The organism is Gandjariella thermophila (assembly GCF_005405885.1).
GTDB classification, from domain to species: Bacteria; Actinomycetota; Actinomycetes; order Mycobacteriales; family Pseudonocardiaceae; genus Gandjariella; species Gandjariella thermophila.
This window is the reverse complement of the sequence record NZ_BJFL01000055.1, coordinates 1-19955: the sequence shown is the minus strand read 5'-3', so window position 1 is coordinate 19955 and position 19955 is coordinate 1. Positions and strand designations below refer to the sequence as shown.

Below are 19955 nucleotides of genomic sequence, written 5' to 3'. Positions count from 1 at the left end.
AGGACCGCAACCTCGGCCGCGTCCCCCGAGCCGGCACCACCGACGAGTAAAGATCAACCCACCGAGCAGAGGGGTCAAAATTCAGATGCCGACAAGGGGTCAAAATTCGGGCGCCGTTGACAGCGAGCAGTGCGGATCGCACATGTTGGATGGACAGCAACGAGGGTTGCACCGTCCCTGGGGTACATGGGCGGCCAGCTTTGCTTCGGCAGCCTGCATCGGCTGACTGGTCAGGATCTCACCAAGCGGTTGTTTCCGTACGTTGCCGACGGACATCCAGCGGGCGAACACGCACGGCCAGACGGAGCCGTCAGGGGCGACGGCGACCTTGCCGCGCGCACACTCGCCGCAAAGCTGCGACAGGTCTGGCCGCTGATCGCGGACGCCGCGTCCGACCTGACGCAGGCGGTCGACGGCGATCTCCTGCACGCCGACGGCGGTGAGTTCGGCGCGGGCCTGCTCGACGCGTTGCCCGTCCTGCACATCGATCACACCCACACGAAGTGGGATCGAGCGCCGCACCGCCTCGACGATGTTGGCCTTAGTTCGGGCGTAGCTCCCGCGCCCCTTGGTGATCGTTTCGTGCTGGTCGGCGGTATCGGAGTAGTAGCTCGTGGCCAGCCGCACGCCCGGCCGGGCGAAGACCTCCCAGAGATGCGGCGACACGTGTACGAGGTTACTGAAGACCTCGACTTCGAGCTTGCGACCCAGCGCCCGATCGACCAACTCCGGCAGGCTGCGGTGCAGCGTGGGCTCCCCGCCGATGAACTGCACCAACCTACCTTCAAGCCGAGCTACCTCGTCGATCACGCGTAACCAGTCGGCCGGCTGCATCGCGCCGTCGGTTCCCTTGGGGCCGGAATCCGCGTAGCAGTGTGCGCACGTGAGCTGACACTTCCCGGTGATTTCCAGCCAGACAAAGTCCAGCATTTCCATGGCAAGGATTTCCCCTCGATGTGGTTTTTCGAGTGTGTTGTCATGCCCAGCATCGCGGGCAGGCTCGGTAGCCTGTCGGTGTCGTCCCGTAGGGCGGCCAGCAGGCGGAATTGCATTTGGCAAAGTAGATCCTGACGCCGCGTACTATGAGGGATGGGGTGTTCTCGGCGACGTCATGGAGTAAGGGGCGGAAGACACCCGGCCATCCGCGGGCAATCTCGCGGCCTGCGGATGGCCACGGTGGTCGAACGATGGCCATGGTGTTGGCCTATTCGACATGTGGAGTGGGGCGTTTAAGGGTCGCTCGTCGGCGGATCAACGCGCCGACGCTCTCAAGGATGTCTGCCAGTTCGATATGGTTTTCGGTGCTATACCGGCCGCCAGGTATGTCCCGGGCGGCTTCATCGAGTAGCCATTGCGTTTGCCGGATGATGACCACGAGTTCGCGATCTTCGCGGTTCATGGCGACTTTGCGGTCCTTGCCCGCAAGGCAGGGCCACCTGGGTTCGTCGGGCCGCCATGTCCCCGTGGGCGGAGCCGGCCATGCCGGTGGCTGCGGTTCCTCATCGGTTGCCCACCTCTCGGCCAGTCATCACAGTCGTATGTGACGTCTGGATTACCGTAGCATTGGATGGCCTTGCTGTGTAGGTCCGGTCATCTCAGATGGCACACTCGTCCGTGTCGTGCTGATGCTGCGAGACTCGACAGGAGATGATCAGATGCCGGCGGCGGCTAAGTACCGGGAGATCGCGGACGCCCTGCGAGCGCAGATCGATGCCGGACGCCTCGCAGCCGGGGATCGGTTGCCCACGGAGCAGGCGCTGATCGAGCAGTACAACGCCTCCAGGTCGACGGTCCGGCAGGCACTACAGGAGCTGCGGGATGCGGGCCTGGTCGAGATACGGCACGGCGTTGGTGCGTTCGTGCTGCCGCCTCGCCTGGTGCGCCGTCTGGACAGTCGGGAGCGGCTGTCCCGGGCGCGGCGGCAGCGGAACGAGGGCGCGTTCCTCGCCGAGGCCGCCGAGCAGGGGTTTACGCCGGCGTCGAATGTGAAGGTCTGGTTCGAGCCCGCCGGCGACTTCGCGGAGATCTTCGGGATCGCGGAGACCGACGAAGTCTGCGTCCGAGACCGAGTCATGCGCGCCGACGGCCGGCCGGTCATGGTCGCCGTGTCCCGGTTGCCCCGCGAGATCAGCCGGGGTTCCGCGCTTGAACAGGTGGACACCGGCCCGGGAGGGATCTTCGCCCGCCTGGAGGGAATGGGCTACGAGCTGACCGAACATGAAGAGATCGTTCGGGCACGGATGCCGGACGCGGACGAGCGGCGACTGCTCGACATCTCCAGCGGCCCGGTGCTCTGCGTGCAGCGGCGTACCTACAGCCACGGCCGCGTCGTGGAGGTCAACAACATGACCATGGCGGCCACGCTGTACGAGCTGCGGTATGCGTGGGCGGCTGAGTAGGTCGGTCCTGGGGCGACTTCCAGGTAAGGCGAAGCCCCGGCGTGGGCCGGGGCTTCGGTCGGCGCGGACTCAGTGGAACGAGTGCTCCGGACCCGGGAAGGTGCCCTGGCGGACCTCGTCGGCGAACTGGGAGGCGGCCGAGGACAGCACCCCGGCCAGATCGGCGTACCGCTTGACGAACCGCGGCACCTTGCCCCGGCGCAGGCCGGTCATGTCCTGCCAGACCAGGACCTGGGCGTCACAGTCCGGACCGGCGCCGATGCCCACGGTCGGGATGCGCAGCTCGTGGGTGACCCGCTTGGCCACCTCGGCCGGCACCATCTCCAGGACCACCGCGAACGCCCCGGCCTCCTGCAGCGCCACCGCGTCGGCGACCACCTTGTCCCCGTCGTCGCCGCGGCCCTGTACCCGGTAGCCGCCGAGGTTGTGCTCACTCTGCGGGGTGAACCCGAGGTGGCCCATCACCGGCACGCCCGCCGAGGTGATCGCCTCGACGTGGGGGGCGAACCGGCGGCCGCCCTCCAGCTTGACCGCGTGCGCGCGGCCCTCCTTCATGAACCGCACGGACGTGGCCAGCGCCTGCTCCGGGGAGAGCTGGTAGGAGCCGAACGGCAGGTCGGCCACCACCAGGGCCCGCTTCACCGACCGGGTGACCGCCCGGACCAGCGGCAGCAACTCGTCCACGGTGACCGGCAGCGAGGTGTCGTAGCCGAACACGTTGTTCGCCGCCGAGTCGCCGACCAGCAGCACCGGGATGCCCGCCTCGTCGAAGAGCTGGGCGGTGTACATGTCGTACGCGGTGAGCATCGGCCACGGCTCGCCGCGATCCTTGAGTTCCCGCAGGTGGTGTACGCGTACCTTGCGGGCGGGGGTAGAAGTACTGGATGTGTCGGCACCCGTCCCGTACGGCGCGGGTACCTCCGTGCCACCAAGGCTGGCAGACGCCATCGTCGACCGTCCTTCCCTCGAGGCCCGCTGCACACGGGTCCCCGGGTGTGTAGTGGATGGTGCACGACGAGGGTGACACCGTACGGGCGCGGGTGACACCGCGGTGCGAGCAGCCTCACACGGGCGACACGCCGGACGCGGTAGCGGATTGGCGGTGCCCGCACCAGCGGCGGGGTGGTGGCTGTGCCACCCTGCCGATCCGGGTGGCGGCGAGATCAGGGAGCGGGAGACAGGTGGCAGCGCAGGGCACCGAGCGGGGCATGGCCACGTGGCGGCGGCGGGCGGCGGGCGTGGTGGCGACCGCCGTCCAGCTCGGCGCGCTGGCCAGCCTGTTCGTGCTGCTGTTCGACAACGTCCTGCCGACCGTGTCGGCCGACATCATCAGCGGCTTCGGCTACCTGGGGCTGCCGGTCGCGGCGAACGTGTTCATCGCCCTGGTGCTCGGCGTGCTGGGCGCGGCGCTGCGCCGCCGCAAGCGGGCCGCGCTGTGGACGCTGGTGCTGTTCCAGGTGCTCACCCTGGCCCTCGGCGCGCTGATCCAGGTCGCGGTGGTGGTGTACGGCCCGGACGCGGTGCCCGACCAGTACGGCGAACCGATGTCGCCGAGCGCGATCTGGCAGCTCAGCCTGGCCAACGCGGTCACCGTGGCGCTGCTCCTGCTGCTCCTGCTGCTGCGCCCGGCGTTCCCGGCCCGGCTGGCGCCGGGCGCGTGGCTGCGCGCGCTGGCTGCGCTCGGCGGCGGCCTGGCGCTGTCCTGCCTGCTCGGCTGGGGGCTGACCGAGCTGTTCCCCGGCAACCTGCCCACCGCGTGGACCCGGCTGGTGTGGGCCACCAACCAGGTCACCGGCGAGCTGCTGACGCTGCAGCAGATCGGGGTGAACCAGGCCGGGCCGCGCTGGCTTTCGGTGTTCCTCGGCCTGCTCGGCGCCTTGGTCGCCGCGTACGCGCTGGTGGTGTTCTTCCAGGGGGTGCGCAGCCGGCGGTTGATCGGCCGCGCCGAGGAGCTTCGGGTTCGTGAGCTGCTGGCCGAGCACGGCGAGCCGGACTCGCTGGGCTACTTCGCCACCCGCCGCGACAAGAGCGTGGTGTTCGCCCCGTCCGGCCGGGCCGCGCTGACCTACCGGGTGCTCGGCGGGGTGAGCCTGGCCAGCGGCGACCCGATCGGCGACGAGGAGGCGTGGCCGCAGGCGGTGCGGGAGTGGCTCGCCGAGGCGCACACCTACGGATGGCTGCCCGGCGTGCTCGGCGCCAGCGAACGCGGCGCGCACGTGTACGCCGAGGCCGGGTTGAAGGCGCTGGAGATCGGCGACGAGGCCGTGCTCGACGTGCGCGAGTTCAGCCTGGCCGGCCCGGAGCGGCGCAACGTGCGGCAGGCGGTCAGCCGGGTGGAGCGGGCCGGGTACCGCAGCCGGGTGCGCCGGCACGGGGAGATCCCGCGCGAGGAGATGGCGTCCATCCTCGACCTGGCCGAACGCTGGCGCGGCGCGGAGACCGAGCGGGGCTTCTCCATGGCCCTGGGCCGGCTCGGCGATCCGACCGACGAGCGGTGCGTCATGGTCGAGGCCTACGACGCGCACGGCCGGCTGCGTGGGCTGCTGTCGTTCGTGCCGTGGGGGCGCGGCGGGCTGTCCCTGGACCTGATGCGCCGGGACCGGGACGCGGAGAACGGGCTCAACGAGTACATGGTGTCCGAGCTGGTCGGCGCGGCCAGCCGGCTCGGCGTGCAGCGGATCTCGCTGAACTTCGCCATGTTCCGGGCGGTGTTCGAGGAGGGATCGCGGATCGGCGCCGGCCCGGTGCTGCGGCTGTGGCGCGGCGTGCTCGGCGTCGCGTCCCGGTTCTTCCAGTTGGAGACGCTGTACCGGTCCAACGCCAAGTACGGGCCGCGCTGGGTGCCCCGGTTCATCTGCTTCCAGCGCACCCGCCAGCTGGTGCGGATCAGCATCGTGGCCGGGGTCGCCGAGGGGTTCGTACCCAGCCTGCGCTCGCTGTTCCACCGGGGTGCCCGCCGGGTGCTGCGCTACCACGAGGTGGGGGACGAGTTCGTCGCCGCGGTACGGGCGGTGGACGAGCGGGTCCGCACCGCCCCGCCGGCCCCGCGGCGCTGGCCCGAGCAGATGCGGGTGCGCATCGCCAAGCTGGAGCGGCTGCGCGCCGAGGGGGCGGACGCCTACCCGGTCACCTACCGCAGGGAGGCGTTGCTCGGCGAGGTGCGCGACCAGTTCGGCGGGCTGGCCCCGGACACCCACACCGGGAAGCGGCTCGCGGTGGCCGGCCGGGTGGTGGCCAAGCGTGAGCTGGGCGGGCTGTGCTTCGCCAAGCTGCGGGACGGAAGCGGCGAGCTGCAGGTGATGCTGGCCGCGGACACCCTCGGCAAGGAGGAACTGAGTTCCTGGAAGGCCACCGTGGACCTGGGCGACCACGTCGGGGTGTGCGGCGAGGTGGTCACCTCCCGGCGGGGCGAGCTGTCCGTGCTGGCCGAGCGCTGGGCGCTCACCGCCAAGTGCCTGCACCCGCTGCCGGACAAGCGCAAGGGCCTGGCCGACCCGGAGGCGCGGGTGCGGCAGCGCTACCTGGACATCGCGGTCAACCACGACGCCGCGCAGATGCTGCGCACCCGCAGCGACGTGGTCCGCGCGGTCCGCGAGTTCCTGCAGGGCCGGGGCTATCTCGAGGTGGAGACCCCGATGCTGCAGACCGTGCACGGCGGGGCGAACGCGCGGCCGTTCATCACCCACATCAACGCCTACGACATGCGCATGTACCTGCGCATCGCGCCGGAGCTGTACCTGAAGCGGCTGTGCGTGGCCGGCGTCGACAAGCTGTTCGAGCTGAACCGGAACTTCCGCAACGAGGGCGTGGACGCCACGCACAACCCGGAGTTCACCATGCTGGAGGCGTACCAGGCGTACGCCGACTACCGGACCATGCTCGACCTGACCAGGAACCTGGTGCAGCACGCCGCCGTGGCCGCACACGGCGCCCCGGTGGCCCGCCGCGCGGACGCGGGCGGCGGGCTGGCGGAGCACGACATCTCCGGTGAGTGGCCGGTGCTGCCGGTGCACCGCGCGGTGTCCGAGGCGCTCGGCGAGGTGGTCACCCCGGACACCACCGCGACCGAGCTGATCCGCTACTGCGCCGCCGCCGGGGTGCCGGCGCAGGGCGACTGGAGTCCGGGCAAGCTGGTGCTGGAGGCCTACGAGCACCTGGTCGAGGCGAACACCACCACGCCCACCTTCTACATCGACTTCCCCACCGAGGTGTCCCCACTGACCCGGCAGCACCGGGACGATCCTCGGCTGGCCGAGCGGTGGGACCTGGTCGCGTTCGGCGCCGAGGTGGGCACCGCCTACTCCGAGCTGACCGACCCGCTGGAGCAGCGCCGCCGGCTGGAGGCTCAGTCGCTCAAGGCGGCCAGCGGCGACGTCGAGGCGATGGAGCTGGACGAGGACTTCCTGCGCGCCCTGGAGCACGGCATGCCACCCACCGGCGGCCTGGGCCTGGGCATCGACCGGCTGCTGATGATGCTCACCGGTGCCTCCATCCGGCAGACCGTCCTGTTCCCGTTCGTCCGCCCCGAGTAGCCCGCCTGGACTCCCGGCCCGGTGTAATTACGGAATCCGGATTGTGTCCGTCACTGTGCGCACGGTGACGACCACGAGCGGGAGGCGTGCGGTGGAGTACCGGTTCAGCCCGATGGTTCCGCGGCTGCGGGTGGCGTCCACGCTGCGGCGGCTGCGCGAGCAGGCCCGGATGAGCATGGAGGAGGCCGCCGCCGAGCTGGACATCTCGGTGCCCTCGCTAAGCCGGATCGAGACCGGCAAGGTCAACGCGAACGTCCACCTGGTGCGGAGCATGCTCGACCTCTACAACGGCGGCGACTGCTGGCGGGAAATGCTCGACCTGACCCGGCAGTCCCGCCGCAAGGGCTGGTGGCAGGAGTACGGCCTGCGCGACGGCGGCTACGTCGCCCTGGAAACCGACGCCAGCATCGTGCGTAACTTCGAGGTGAGCCTGATCCCGGGCGTGCTGCAAACCGAGGCCTACACCCGCGCCCTGTTCGCCGCCGACGAGACGTTCACCGATGCGGACGCCGACCTCGCCGTCGCCCTGCGCGCGGTGCGCCAGGAGCGGCTGCGCGCCGAGCGCCCCCTGATGTTCGAGGCCGTCGTGCACGAGCACGCCCTCCGGCTCCCGGTCGGTGGCCCCGCCGTGATGGCCGACCAGTTACGGCACATCGCCGAGGTCGCCGAACTCCCGAACGTGGCCCTGCACGTCCTACCGGTCGCACGGGGCGCATATCCCGATATGAGCGCGCCGTTCGTCCTGCTCAGGTTCGATGTCGACGTGCTGCCGGAACGGGTCTACATCCCGCACGCCATGGGCCAGTTGTATATCGAGAAACCGGAGCAGGTGCGCGCGGCTAGGCTGAAGTTCGACCGCCTGCGGGCGGCCGCGCTCGACCCGACGGCGTCGATCAACCTGGTCCGCCGGGTGGCCGAGGAGCTGTCTGGCGACGAGGGAGGCCGCGATGGTGGACCTGGCCGATGTCCTGTGGCGGAAGAGCAGCCGCAGCGGCACTCACGAGGACAACTGCGTCGAGGTGGCATTCGTCCACCCGGCGCGGACGTGGCGGCGGAGCAGCCGTAGCAGCGTGGCCAACGACAACTGCGTCGAGGTCGCCCACGCCAGCCCCGTGGTCGCCGTCCGGGACGCCAAGCACCCCGGCCCCGTGTTGACCTTCCCTGCCGCCTCCTGGCATGCCTTTCTGCGTGCCCACGCCCGTTGAGGGATCGCGGCGTTGCCGCAGGTCAGCCGGCGACGCGGTGCTGGCCGGGGAAGTCACCATGCTCGCGCCACGTGAGGCAGGCGGGCCGTTGCGGGTTGGTGAGGAACTCGCTGAGGGCGTTGACCAGGTCGGTGATGGGAATACCACTGCCGGCGCGGAAGTGTTCGCCCGTGCTGGTGTGCCATTCCGGTGAGTTGGGGTCGCCGATGGGCTGGGACCAGTGCTCAGGGTCGGTGTACTCGATGTAGCCGAAGCCCTGCCATACGCCGACGACGACGTGGTGATCCGGGCGGGAATCGCCACCGAACGCGCTGACCTTCCGGGGACGGTCGTGGTGGACCAGGTGTGCCTCACTGGTGTGTGCTGCCGACAACCGCTCCACCAGGCCACGAATGTCCTCAGAGGTGGACAGCGTCATCTCGTGCTCGGCTTGGGCGGTGACGGTGCCCGGCCGCAGGTCGGCCCACCGCGCCGTAATCGTCATCGCCGTCCCCTTCCTCGGTAGGTCACCCGCGCCCCATCATGCTCCACCACCGTCAACGTAGCGCCTTCATCCAGCACGAATGGCAGAACCGTGTCGCAGGTGTACTCGCGGCCTTGGGTACGCGGATCGCGGCCGCAGACCACCCGGTCGATGACCAGCACCTCGTGCACGACCTCGTTCGTGGGACGATGGCGCAGCCGCACGGCGAGTTGGATTTCGACGTGCCGGCTCAACACCGCCAGGCCCGGCCCTTTGTCGGGGAAGGTCTCCCGCAAGAACCGCGCGGCCTGCTGTTGCCAACTGTGCGGGTCGTCGTTTTCGCCGCTGAGCAATCGCACCCGCCCGCCGTGGCGTTGCAACCACCAACCTGTCGTCTGCGCTCCCTCGGGACCTCGCCGGAGTGCGGTGCGGGTGCCGGCCGGTGTGCTCAACCAGCGACGCGGCGTCGTCCAGCGCCGCCAGGACCTGCTCGATCTGCTGCCGGATCTCCGCGATGCTCGCCACGGCCGGAGATCATTCCGGGGACCACCGACAGCAGACGTGGGAGTGCAAGCCTACGTCGGTGCGGCCGGCGTCAGCGGGGCACGGTGACGTGGTGCTCGCGCCAGGCGTTGGTGATGGGGAGGCGGCGGTCCCGGCCGAAGGCCTTGAAGGTGATCTTGGTGCCGGGCGGGTACTGGCGACGCTTGTACTCGGCCGCGTCGACCATCCGTACCACCCGGTCGACCAGTTCCGCGTCGAAGCCGGCGGCGATCAGCTCGGCGTAGCCCCGGTCACCCTCGACGTAGTCGTCCAGCACGTCGTCCAGCAGCTCGTACGGCGGCAGCGAGTCGGTGTCGAGCTGGCCGGGCCGCAGCTCGGCGGACGGCGGCTTGCTGATCGTGTTCTCCGGGATCGGCGGCAGCTCGCCGCGCTTCTCCGCGGCCGCGTTCCGCCACCGGGCGAGCTGCCAGACCAGCGTCTTGGGCACGTCCTTGATCGGCGCGAAGCCGCCGACCGCGTCGCCGTAGATGGTGGAGTAGCCGACCGCCAGCTCCGTCTTGTTGCCGGTGGCCAGCACCAGGTGGCCGTACTGGTTGGACAGCGCCATCAGGGTCATGCCGCGGCAGCGGGCCTGGATGTTCTCCTCGGCCAGCCCGGTCAGCCCGAGCTGCTTGACGAACACGTCGACCATGTCCACGATCGGCTGGACCTGGTAGTGCAGCCCGGTGCGGCGGGCCAGCTCGGCGGCGTCCGAGCGGGAGTGCGACGACGAGTAGCTGGAGGGCATGGACACGCCGTGCACCGCGTCCGCGCCGAGCGCGTCCACCGCGAGAGCGGCGCACACCGCCGAGTCGATGCCGCCGGACAGGCCCATCACCACGGAGTGGAACCCGTTCTTCCGCACGTAGTCCCGCAGGCCGGCGACCAGCGCCGACCACACCTCGGCCTCGTCACTCAGCGGCTCGGCGACGGGCGGGGCCGGCAGCGGCTCGTAGACCGGCAGCGGCTCGGCGTCCAGGGTGAGCCGGCTCACCTCGAACCCGCCGACCCGGCCGGTGGTGTCGCTGCCGCCGGCCGGCAGGTCCAGGTCCATCACCAGCAGGTGCTCCACGAACTGCGGCGCTCGCGCCAGCAGCACCCCGTCCCGGCCGCACACCAGCGAGTCGCCGTCGAAAACCAGCTCGTCCTGGGCGCCGACCAGGTTGACGTAGGCCATCGGCGCGCCCGCCTCGGCCGCCCGCTTGGCCACCAGCGGGCCGCGCACGTCGTCCTTGTTCCGCTCGTACGGCGAGCCGTTGATGCACAGCACCAGGTCGACGCCGGCCTGGCCGAGCGCGGCGACCGGGCCGCCGTCCTGCCAGATGTCCTCGCAGATCACCACGCCGACGTCCAGCCCGTGCCAGCGCAGGATCGGCAGCCGGTCACCCGGCTTGAAGTACCGGGCCTCGTCGAACACGCCGTAGTTGGGCAGGTGGTGCTTGGCGTAGCGGGCCACCACCCGGCCGCCGTGCAGGAACGCCGCGGCGTTGCGCGGGCCCACCTCGTCCCGGTCCAGGTAGCCGACCACGACCAGGGTGTCCCCGCAGCCCGCCTCGGCCAGCCGCCCGGGCAGTGCGTCCATGGCCGCCCGGGACGCCTCGGCGAAGGACTTGCGCAGCGCGAGATCCTCGACCGGGTAGCCGGTGAGCATCAGTTCCGGGAACACCACGAGGTGTGCGCCGGCCCGCACGGCCTGGCGGGTACGGTCGACGATCAGGTCGGCGTTGCCGGCCAGGTCGCCGACGCAGGCGTTCACCTGGGCGAGGGCGATGCGCAGCTGCGGCATGACTCCATCTTCTCCCACGATCGGCCGTGGTCGGGACGGAATGTGCGCGATGAGTCACCGCGGCGCCGGCCGGCACCGAACACCCCTCGCCTGGGTGTACGGAGTAACGTGCGTCCGCCCGTGTGATGGCACGATCGGTGACGTGTTCGGTCGCCGCCGCCCGCTGATCGGGCTCCTCACCGTCGTCGTCGCCGCCGGTCTGCTCGCCGGCTGCACCTCCGCCACGCCCGGCGCCCCGACCGGGGTACGGGTGGAGACCCGCGGCCCGGTCGGCCCGGTCCCGGCCGGGCTGGACCGCTTCTACGGGCAGCCGGTCGGCTGGGGGGACTGCGCCGCCTACGAGGCGCCCAGCGGAGCCACTCCCGGTACGTACACGGGCAAGCACATGGAGTGCGCACGGGTGACCGTCCCGCTGGATTACGCCAACCCGAACGGCCGCACCATCACTCTGGCCCTGATCCGCCGCCCGGCCAGCCAGCCCGACCGGCGGATCGGCTCGCTGCTGGTCAACCCGGGCGGCCCCGGCGCATCTGGGTTGCAGGCGGCGGCCAGCCTGGTCGACCGGGTGTCCGGCAACGAGCTCGGCCAGCGGTTCGACGTGGTCGGCTTCGACCCGCGCGGGGTCGGCGCCAGCGATCCCGACGTGCGCTGCCTGACCGACCCGGAGCACGACGCCGAGCGGCTGCTGGACGAGACCGACGCCTCGCCGGCCGGCGTCACCAGGACCGAGACCGACCACCGCGACTACGCGCAGAAGTGCGCTCAGCGCACCGGCGCCGACATGCTGTCCCACGTCGGCACCAAGGACGTCGCCAAGGACCTCGACGTGCTGCGCTCCGCGCTGGGCGATCAGAAGCTGACCTACCTCGGCTACTCCTACGGCACCCGGATCGGCAGTAGCTACGCCGAGCAGTTCCCGAACAACGTGCGCGCCCTGCTGCTGGACGGCGCGGTGGACCCGACCCAGAACCCGGTGGACGCGGAGACCGCCCAGGCCGCCGGGTTCCAGCAGGCGTTCAACCAGTTCGCCGCGTGGTGCGCGCCCCGGCAGGACTGCGCGCTCGGCCACGACCCGGCCGCCGCCACGCAGGCCTTCCGCGACCTGACCATCCCGCTGATCCGGCACCCGATGCCGGCCGGGGACGGGCGGGTGCTGTCCTACTCCGACGCCACCACCGCGGCGATCCAGGCGCTCTACACGCAGTCGCTGTGGGAGTCGCTGAACACCGGCCTCAACGAGCTTCGGCGCGGCAGCGGGCGCGGCATGATGGCGCTCGCCGACGTCTACTACGAGCGCGACACCTCCGGGCACTACTCGACCACCACGGACGCGTTCAACGCGGTGCACTGCGTGGATGACACCCGGATCACCGACGAGGCCCAGCAGCGCCTGGCCCAGCAGCGGTACCAGACGGCGGCGCCGTTCCTGAACAGCGGCAACCCGCCGAGTCCCGCGCTGGACTACTGCGCGTACTGGCCGGTGCCGCCCACCGACACGCCGCACCAGCCGAGCGTGGCCGGGCTGCCCCCGGTGCTGGTGGTGTCCACCACCCGCGACCCGGCCACGCCCTACCAGGCCGGCGTCAACCTGGCGAACGCCCTGCACGGCGGCCTGCTCACCTTCGAAGGCACTCAGCACACCGTGTTCCTGCAGGGCAACGGCTGCGTGGACGCGGCGGGCGTGCGCTACCTCGTCGACCTGCGGCTTCCGCCGCCCGGCACCCGCTGCGCCCGCTGACGGCTACGACACGGCCGCGGTGGTGGTGCCAGTGCGTTCGGTGCCGAAGTCGACGCCCTTGGCCTCCCTGCCGAGCCAGGTGCAGATGGCCAGCAGTATGAAGACCGGCACGATCGTGACGGTCAGCGCGAACGGGTAGCCGTGCGTGCTGGCCAGCGACTCCTGGATCGGCAGGTTGAACGCGGCCAGGCAGTTGCCGAGCTGGTACGTGACGCCCGGGTAGAAGCCGCGGATGGCGTCCGGCGACATCTCGGTGAGGTGCGCCGGGATGACGCCCCACGCACCCTGCACCATGACCTGCATCAGGAACGAGCCGAGCACCAGCATGCCGGCGGTGTGCGAGTAGGCGAAGGCCGGCACCACGGGCAGCCCGAGGATCGCGCACAGCACGATGGTCCGCCGCCGACCGAACTTCTCGGACAGCGCACCGAAGAATCCGCCGCCGATCATCGCACCGACGTTGTAGAGCACCGCGATCCAGGTGGCCGTGCTCGCGGCGAGGCCGGCGCCGCCGTGCGAGGTGGCCTTGAGGAACGTCGGGTAGACGTCCTGGGTGCCGTGGCTCATCCAGTTGAACAGCGTCATCAGCACGATCAGGTAGCCGAACCGGCGCAGCACCGCGGGGTTGAGCAGCACGTCCCGCATCGAGGTGCGGGTCACCCGCATCCGGTCCCTGGTGGCCTCCCACACCTCGGACTCCCGCACCCGGCTCCGGATCAGCAGGCTGATCAGCGCCGGCACGATGCTCAACGCGAACAGCCACCGCCAGGACAGCCCGAGCACCGAGTGGACCAGCAGGAACGCCAGCGACGCGCACAGGTAGCCCATGGCGTAGCCCTGCTGCAGCACGCCGGAGAAGAACCCGCGCCGGTGCACCGGCACCTTCTCCATGGCCAGTGCCGCGCCCAGGCCCCACTCGCCGCCCATGCCGATGCCGTAGAGCAGCCGCAGCACGAACAGCACCGTGTAGTTCGGCGCGAACGCGCACAGGAACCCGACGAACGAGTAGAAGCACACGTCGACCATCAGCGGCACGCGCCGGCCGATCCGGTCCGCCCACAGCCCGAACAGCAGCGCACCCACCGGCCGCATCATTAACGTGATGGTGGTGAGGAACGCCATCTGGGCCAGCGAGACGTGGAACTCCTTGCCGATCTCCGCGTAGACGAGGACGACGAGGAAGTAGTCGAAGGAGTCCATCGCCCAGCCCAGGAGCGCGGCCAGGAACGAGTTGCGCTGGTCCGCGGACAGCCGCCCGTCCGCCGAACTGGTGCTCGCCATCGCGCCGTAGTCCTTTCCCCGATCGTGCCGGCCCACCGGTCCTACACCGCGGGTCCACCTCGGGCAACCTCCGCCGACGGCGAACCCGTCCCGGCCCCGCGGGGTGCCCCGAAACATGCTGTTAACGCCCCTTGCCTAGGCTGCCGGTATGGACCGCCAGCAGGAGTTCGTGCTGCGTACGCTGGAGGAACGCGACATCCGGTTCGTCCGGTTGTGGTTCACCGACGTGCTCGGCTTCCTCAAGTCGGTCGCGGTCGCGCCCGCCGAACTGGAGGGCGCCTTCGCCGAGGGCATCGGGTTCGACGGCTCGGCGATCGAGGGCTTCGCCCGGGTGTACGAGTCGGACATGGTGGCGCGGCCCGACCCGTCGACCTTCCAGGTGCTGCCGTGGGCGACCAACGAGGGTGACCACTACTCGGCCCGGATGTTCTGCGACATCACCATGCCGGACGGCTCGCCGTCGTGGGCCGACCCTCGGCACGTGCTCAGCAGGACGCTGTCCAAGGCCAGCGAGGCCGGGTTCACCTGCTACGTGCACCCGGAGATCGAGTTCTTCCTGCTCCGGACGGTGAACGGGGACGGGACCCGGCCCGAGCCCGCGGACAACGGCGGCTACTTCGACCAGGCCAGCCACGACGCCGCGCCGCACTTTCGCCGCCGGGCCATCGAGGCACTGGAGGCGATGGGCATCTCGGTGGAGTTCAGCCACCACGAGAACGCGCCCGGCCAGCAGGAGATCGACCTCCGCTACGCCGACGCGCTGACCATGGCCGACAACGTGATGACCTTCCGGTACGTGGTCAAGGAAGTCGCGCTCATGCAGGGCGTGCGCGCGTCGTTCATGCCCAAGCCGTTCACCGACCAGCCCGGCTCCGGCATGCACACCCACGTCAGCCTGTTCGAGGGCGACCGCAACGCCTTCTACGACAGTGAGGACCCGTACGAGCTGTCCCCGACCGGCAAGGCGTTCGTGGCCGGCCTGCTCCGGCACGCCAGGGAGATCTGCGCGGTCACCAACCAGTGGGTCAACTCCTACAAGCGGCTGATCGTCGGCGGCGAGGCCCCGACCACCGTCTGCTGGGGCCACGCCAACCGGTCCGCCCTGGTCCGGGTGCCGATGTACTCCCCGGGCAAGGCGTCCTCCCGACGGGTGGAGATCCGCTCGCTGGACTCGGCGTGCAACCCGTACCTGGCGTACGCGGTGATCCTCGCCGCCGGGCTGCGCGGCGTGCAGAAGGAGTACGAGCTGCCGCCGGCCGCCGAGGACGACGTGTGGTCGCTCACCGACGCGGAGCGGCGCGCCGCCGGCTACGCCAACCTGCCCCAGAATCTCAACGAGGCCCTGATCGAGATGGAGAACTCGGAACTGGTCGCCGAGACCCTCGGCGAGCACGTCTTCGACTTCTTCCTGCGCAACAAGCGTGCCGAGTGGGACGCCTACCGCCGCGAGGTCACCCCCTACGAACTTCGCACCTACCTGCCGATGCTGTAACCGCAAGGGGCCAACCGGGGGCCGGGTCGACGGGGACTCGCGACCGCGGGAGGTCCACACGCCGGCTTCGGGAAGTTAGGTTCTGCATTCGTGACCGACGCGTTCTCCCCCGGCGGGCAGCCCGGCGATCAGCCATCCGGTCGAACGACCGGGTCGACGGCTGCCCCGCTGGCCTCGTCCGGGTCCACCAGGGTGACCGTGCGTACCGCGACCGCGGGCGCCGACCGCGGCCCCACCTCCGTGCCCGCCGTGCCCGACAGGCAGACACTGCGGGCCTGCACCGTGGCCACCCGCGCCGAACTGGCCGCGGTGCGGGTGCTCAGCACGTCCTTCGTGAACGCGCACCCGGACGCCGGGTTCGAAGCGCTGATCGTCGACGCCGAGCCGGGCGACTCCGGCCCCGGCCTGCTCACCCCCGCCGACATCGGGGTGGACGAAACCGAACTCGCCTACCTGGCCACCGCGCACACCGCCGAGCGGCTGTGCGCCGTGCTGCGGCCCCGGCTGCTCGCCCACCTGCTCGCCGACGGCACCCCGGTGCTCTACCTGGACCCGTGGACGCTGGTGCTCGGCCCGATCGGGGATCACCTGCTGCCCACGCTGGCGCACAGCGAGCTTGCCCTCACCCCCCGGGTGCTCCGGCCGCTGCCGGACGACGGGCTGCGGCCGAGCGCCGAGGAACTGCTCGCCGCCGGCGTCTACGACCCCGGCTTCCTCGCCGTCGCCCCGGGCGCCGAACCATTCCTGTCCGCGTGGGCCGAGCAGACCCGCCGGGCGCCCGCCTCGGCGGACAGTTTCCTGGACGGCGCCCCCGCCATGGTCGACCACCACGTGCTGCGCGAGCGCGGCATCGGCCTCTCCGTGTGGAACGCGGCGCAGCGCGAGCTGAGCAGGGGCGAGGGCAACACGGTGCTGGTCGACGGGGCCACGCCGCTGCGCACGGTCAACTTCGCCGGCTTCGACCCGCAGCGCCCCTGGCTGCTCTCCGCCGAGGTCACCGACCGGCCGAGGGTGCTGCTCTCCGAACATCCGGTGCTGGCCGAGCTGTGCGCCGCGTACCGGAACCACCTGGTCCGCGCCGGCCTCGGTACCGACGACGAGCCGTACCGCTTCGCCGTGCTGCCCGACGGCACGGCGATCCCCGACCCGCTACGCGACGAGTTCCACGCCGCCTGGTCCGCCGCCGACCGCGCCGGCGAGCCGCCGCCGCCCCCGGCCTTCGGCAGCGACGGCGGCGCCTTCCTGACCTGGGCCCGCGAACCCGTCGACGGGCATCCGGGCAGCACCCGCTGGGCGGCCGCGGTGTGGCGCGGCGACCAGGTGCTGCGCGAGCGGTTCCCGGACCCGTTCGGCGCGGACGCGGACGCGTTCCGCGACTGGTGCGCCGGCCCCGGAGTGGAGGCCGGGCGGGTGCGCCCGGACCTGGTGCCCGGTCCCGGCGTGGCGGAGCCCGCGCTGCTGGACCAGTTCGGCATCTCGGTGCTCGGCCGGGGCCGGGTCGCCGACCTCATGCGCGCCGCCGCCCGCGCCGCCGGCCTGCCCACCTCCGACGTGGCCAGCTACCCGGTCGTGCTGGACTGCGGCGGCGGCCCGCGACCACCCGCCGAGCGCTACCTGATCGCCTACCGGCTGGACGGCGGCGGCGACCTGCCCGGCGCCGGCGAGGTGTGGGTGCCCTCGGACGCCACCCGCGCCGTGCTCGAGTCGGCCGGCGCGCGGTCGGTGTCCACGGTGCCGCTGCCCGTCCTCGACCCGGGGGAGCGGGACGAGGAGGCGCAGGCGGCCGCCCGGCAGCGGTGGGACGTGCCCTCCGACGCCGTGGTGGTGGCCTGCCTCGCCGACCACGCCGTGGAACACGCCGGCAACGCGCTGGGCGCGGTGTCCGCGTTCCTCGGCGCCTTCGCCGACCGGCAGAACGTGATGTTGCTCATCGCGGTGACCGGGGCGGCCGAGCACCCGGAGGCCGCCGAGCGGCTGCGCCTGGCCACCTCGACAGACCCGCGCATCCGGCTGGTCGAGGAGGCCACCGAGGCCCAGCGGCGCGACGTGTTCGACGCCGCGGACTGCGTGGTGTCGCTGCACCGTGGCGGCGCGGGCGGCTGCGCGGACCGGGTGGCGCTGGTGCTCAGCGACGCCGTCGCCCGCGGTATCCCCGTGGTGACCAGCGACGACGGTGCGATCTCCACGCTGCTCGACGCCTCCTCGTCGGTACTCGTGCCCGCCCACCCGGGCGGTGACGAACCCGACACCGAGGCCGCCGGGGTGCTGCTGGCCACGTTGCTCGAGGATCGGCACGCCGCAGCCAAGCTGGGCCTCGCCGCCCGGGACCAGTTACTGCGCCACCGCGCGCTCGGCCAGGTCGCGGAGCGGCTGCGGGGCCGGGTCGAGCACGCCTACCGCGGCTGGCGCGCCCGCAGGGCGGCCTCCCGCCCCGACCCGCAGACCGATCCGCTCGCCCCGCTGCATGCGGCCAGGCACGCCCTGCTCCGCCGGCCGGACGTGGGCGCGGCCAGCCGCACGCCGATGGCGCCAGCGCTACGCAAGGCCGTGCTCCGCGTGCTCAACCACTACGACCACCACGTCCGCGAGGTGCTGTCCACGCTGGTCGACGGCATCGAGCGGACCGCGACCGAACTGGTGCACCAGCAGCAGCTCATCCGGGACGGCGCCGGCGTCGACGACGTGAGTGTGCTGCGCGCCGAACTGGACGACCTGGCCGAGCGGCAGAACCGGCTCGGTGACGCGCTGGCCGGTGCGGACGACGGCGTGGTCCGGGTGCGGGCCGACCTGGCCGGGCTCGGCCGCCGGCTGCGCGAGGCGGAGGACGCCGTGGTGAACGAGGCGGCCAAGCGCGGCCGGCAGGTCGAGACGCTGGCCGAACGGATCGACAGGCTCACCGACGCGCTGGACCGCACCCTCGACCGGATCGACTCGCTGGAGGAGTCCGTCGCCGAACTCCTGCGCGAGCGCGACCGGAAGCTGGAGTCCGGCATGCGCACCGCCACCCAGGCGTTGCAGACGGCCGACTCGCTGCGCCGGGTGGTGGTCCGCGAGCACGAGCGGCATGCCACGCCGCCCGCGGTACGCAGCTCAGTGGTGGTGTGCGACGCGGGCCTGCTGCGGCTGCCGGCCGAGGACGGTGTGATGTTGCCCCTGCTGTCCAGCAACGGGGTGTGGGAGCCGGAGCTGTCCGCGCTGATCGACTCGCTGGTCGAACCGGGCGGCATCTTCGTGGACGTCGGCGCGTACGTGGGCTACCACACGGTTCGTGTGGCCAGCCGGCTCGGGACCAGCGGTGCGGTCGTCGCGGTCGAGCCGAGCCGCACCGCGGCGACCCTGCTGCGGCACAACGTCGAGGTCAACGTGCCGCGCGCGGCCGCGCAGCGCCTGGTCGTCCTGGACGCGGCCGCGTGGGACACCTCGGGAACCTTGCTCACCGAGGACGCGCTCACCGGCGGGCTCGCGGTCCGCCCCGCCCCGGTCGACCGGGCCGGGGCGGCAGGCTCCGATGACGCCGGTGACTCCGGGACGTCGAGTGACTCGGGCAACTCCGGCGATTCCAGTGGCGAAGATCACTCCGGCTCGGCGCCCCCCGCGGACGGCGCCGCGGCGCCGGCGGTCGAGGAACGGCCACCCGCGGTGGAAACGGGCAGTGACCGACCGCACACCGTTCGCGCCATCCGGCTGGACCGGGAAATCGAGGGCATCGCATCGCTGCAGGGCCTGCACCTGTCCGTGGTCCGAGTGGACGTGCCGGGTCGGGGCCACCGAGCCCTCGGCGGCCTGGTCCGGCTGCTCCGCCGGGACCGGCCGCATGTGTTCTGCGAGTTCGCGCCGGGTGCGGTCACCGAGCTGGGCGACGACCCCATCGTCGCCCTCCGCGAGTTCCGGACCTGGGGCTACGAGCTGATGCTGGTCAGCGGGCAGCAACCACTGTCGCCGGAGGAACTGCTCAGCGCGCTGGATCCGGCTCGGGCCACGACGCTGTGGCTGCGGCCGAAGGGCCGGGCGAGTTGATGGGCGCCGGCGCTCCGGTTCGGCGCGGGCGCTCCGGTTCGGCGCGGGCGCCCGCCGCGCCGGTCGGCCGCACCGTGTCACTGCCTGTTTCCCTGCGTGACCAGCCGATTTGACTTTGGTCGTGCGAGTGCGTAACTTTCTCCTTGCCGCACGGGAGGCCGGACGGAACAGGACGAAAGAGCCTGGCGAGGACGGCCACGCAGACCGACGCCCCGATGGTGTTAAGCTAACGGGGTGCGTTGCGGCCCGGGCCGAGTGGTTGACACCGCGAAGCGGACCGGGTAAAGTAGTAGGGCGTCTTCCGGGCCGAACCCAGGTGAGTGACCCAAGTACGGGTCGATTTGATCTGGGTGCGAAGGACCGGGTAGGCTTTGAGAAGTGAATTGGACCTGAGGGTCTGTGCGCCCCGGATCGGGCCTGCGGTTGTGGGTTTCGTGGTGGTGTGCGTGTGTTCTTTGAGAACTCAACAGCGTGTCGTAATGCCAGTAGCTTGATATGC

At 71.4% G+C, this 19955-nt stretch carries 14 protein-coding genes and 1 pseudogene; 7 read left to right on the top strand and 8 right to left on the bottom strand.

The genetic code is table 11. The features are described from left to right. Positions 1–99 precede the first annotated feature (99 nt). The 3 genes and pseudogenes from FFT21_RS30820 to FFT21_RS26730 all read right to left on the bottom strand — a co-directional run bounded on the left by FFT21_RS30820 (position 100) and on the right by FFT21_RS26730 (position 1399). The gene (locus FFT21_RS30820; RefSeq protein WP_371856870.1) at positions 100–291 is read right to left on the bottom strand and encodes a hypothetical protein; all 192 of its coding nucleotides are present in this window, start codon (positions 289–291) and stop codon (positions 100–102) included. A gap of 237 nt (positions 292–528) precedes the next feature. Further along, a pseudogene (locus FFT21_RS30815) lies at positions 529–930 on the bottom strand (radical SAM protein); the annotation flags it as partial. Between the two features lie 274 nt (positions 931–1204). Continuing rightward, positions 1205–1399 carry a hypothetical protein gene (locus tag FFT21_RS26730; protein ID WP_137816693.1) on the bottom strand — a complete coding sequence of 65 codons (195 nt, stop codon included), beginning with the start codon at positions 1397–1399 and terminating at the stop codon, positions 1205–1207. 256 nt (positions 1400–1655) lie between these two features. On the opposite strand from FFT21_RS26730, the gene FFT21_RS26725 reads away from it, so the two are divergent. Further along, positions 1656–2399, top strand: a complete 744-nt coding sequence (locus FFT21_RS26725; RefSeq protein WP_137816692.1) for a GntR family transcriptional regulator — start codon at positions 1656–1658, stop codon at positions 2397–2399. Between the two features lie 69 nt (positions 2400–2468). Here FFT21_RS26725 and panB read toward each other — a convergent pair whose 3' ends face one another. Then, the gene (panB, locus tag FFT21_RS26720; RefSeq protein WP_137816691.1) at positions 2469–3347 is read right to left on the bottom strand and encodes a 3-methyl-2-oxobutanoate hydroxymethyltransferase; all 879 of its coding nucleotides are present in this window, start codon (positions 3345–3347) and stop codon (positions 2469–2471) included. Positions 3348–3607: 260 nt separating this feature from the next. On the opposite strand from panB, the gene lysX reads away from it, so the two are divergent. The 3 genes from lysX (at position 3608) to FFT21_RS26705 (ending at position 8136) form a co-directional block, all read left to right on the top strand. Beyond that, the gene (gene lysX, locus FFT21_RS26715) at positions 3608–6931 is read left to right on the top strand and encodes a bifunctional lysylphosphatidylglycerol synthetase/lysine--tRNA ligase LysX (RefSeq protein WP_137816694.1); all 3324 of its coding nucleotides are present in this window, start codon (positions 3608–3610) and stop codon (positions 6929–6931) included. A gap of 64 nt (positions 6932–6995) precedes the next feature. Beyond that, positions 6996–7997 carry a helix-turn-helix domain-containing protein gene (locus FFT21_RS26710; protein ID WP_137816690.1) on the top strand — a complete coding sequence of 334 codons (1002 nt, stop codon included), beginning with the start codon at positions 6996–6998 and terminating at the stop codon, positions 7995–7997. After that, positions 7879–8136, top strand: coding sequence for a DUF397 domain-containing protein (locus FFT21_RS26705; protein WP_137816689.1), 258 nt, complete (start codon positions 7879–7881; stop codon positions 8134–8136). Before FFT21_RS26710 ends, FFT21_RS26705 begins: the two co-directional genes overlap by 119 nt. A gap of 22 nt (positions 8137–8158) precedes the next feature. Here FFT21_RS26705 and FFT21_RS26700 read toward each other — a convergent pair whose 3' ends face one another. The 3 genes from FFT21_RS26700 to FFT21_RS26690 form a co-directional block, all read right to left on the bottom strand. Continuing rightward, positions 8159–8620 carry an Imm1 family immunity protein gene (locus tag FFT21_RS26700; RefSeq protein WP_137816688.1) on the bottom strand — a complete coding sequence of 154 codons (462 nt, stop codon included), beginning with the start codon at positions 8618–8620 and terminating at the stop codon, positions 8159–8161. After that, on the bottom strand, positions 8617–9051 hold the full coding sequence (locus tag FFT21_RS26695; protein WP_137816687.1) for a DddA-like double-stranded DNA deaminase toxin: 435 nt from the start codon (positions 9049–9051) through the stop codon (positions 8617–8619). The genes FFT21_RS26700 and FFT21_RS26695 overlap by 4 nt, the downstream gene beginning before the upstream one ends. Before the next feature lie 143 nt (positions 9052–9194). Beyond that, complete coding sequence (locus FFT21_RS26690; protein ID WP_137816686.1) at positions 9195–10928, bottom strand: NAD+ synthase; 1734 nt, start codon at positions 10926–10928, stop codon at positions 9195–9197. Positions 10929–11070: 142 nt separating this feature from the next. Between FFT21_RS26690 and FFT21_RS26685 the strand changes: the two genes are divergently transcribed. Beyond that, positions 11071–12666, top strand: a complete 1596-nt coding sequence (locus FFT21_RS26685) for an alpha/beta hydrolase (RefSeq protein ID WP_225978793.1) — start codon at positions 11071–11073, stop codon at positions 12664–12666. A gap of 3 nt (positions 12667–12669) precedes the next feature. Here the strand turns inward: FFT21_RS26685 and FFT21_RS26680 are convergent, their stop codons facing one another. After that, the gene (locus tag FFT21_RS26680; protein ID WP_137816684.1) at positions 12670–13947 is read right to left on the bottom strand and encodes an MFS transporter; all 1278 of its coding nucleotides are present in this window, start codon (positions 13945–13947) and stop codon (positions 12670–12672) included. A gap of 148 nt (positions 13948–14095) precedes the next feature. On the opposite strand from FFT21_RS26680, the gene glnA reads away from it, so the two are divergent. Continuing rightward, complete coding sequence (gene glnA, locus FFT21_RS26675) at positions 14096–15439, top strand: type I glutamate--ammonia ligase (RefSeq protein WP_137816683.1); 1344 nt, start codon at positions 14096–14098, stop codon at positions 15437–15439. A gap of 90 nt (positions 15440–15529) precedes the next feature. Further along, positions 15530–19456 (top strand): FkbM family methyltransferase, encoded by a 3927-nt coding sequence (locus FFT21_RS26670; protein ID WP_137816682.1) that lies wholly within the window; start codon positions 15530–15532, stop codon positions 19454–19456. The last annotated feature ends 499 nt before the right edge of the window (positions 19457–19955 follow it).

Bases quoted from the DNA above. Each gene is read 5' to 3' on its own strand.
- FFT21_RS26730 (WP_137816693.1), bottom strand. From the start codon at position 1,399: ATGAACCGCGAAGATCGCGAACTCGTGGTCATCATCCGGCAAACGCAA.
- FFT21_RS26725 (WP_137816692.1), top strand. From the start codon at position 1,656: ATGCCGGCGGCGGCTAAGTACCGGGAGATCGCGGACGCCCTGCGAGCG.
- panB (WP_137816691.1), bottom strand. From the start codon at position 3,347: ATGGCGTCTGCCAGCCTTGGTGGCACGGAGGTACCCGCGCCGTACGGG.
- lysX (WP_137816694.1), top strand. From the start codon at position 3,608: ATGGCCACGTGGCGGCGGCGGGCGGCGGGCGTGGTGGCGACCGCCGTC.
- FFT21_RS26705 (WP_137816689.1), top strand. From the start codon at position 7,879: ATGGTGGACCTGGCCGATGTCCTGTGGCGGAAGAGCAGCCGCAGCGGC.
- FFT21_RS26700 (WP_137816688.1), bottom strand. From the start codon at position 8,620: ATGACGATTACGGCGCGGTGGGCCGACCTGCGGCCGGGCACCGTCACC.
- FFT21_RS26690 (WP_137816686.1), bottom strand. From the start codon at position 10,928: ATGCCGCAGCTGCGCATCGCCCTCGCCCAGGTGAACGCCTGCGTCGGC.
- FFT21_RS26680 (WP_137816684.1), bottom strand. From the start codon at position 13,947: ATGGCGAGCACCAGTTCGGCGGACGGGCGGCTGTCCGCGGACCAGCGC.
- glnA (WP_137816683.1), top strand. From the start codon at position 14,096: ATGGACCGCCAGCAGGAGTTCGTGCTGCGTACGCTGGAGGAACGCGAC.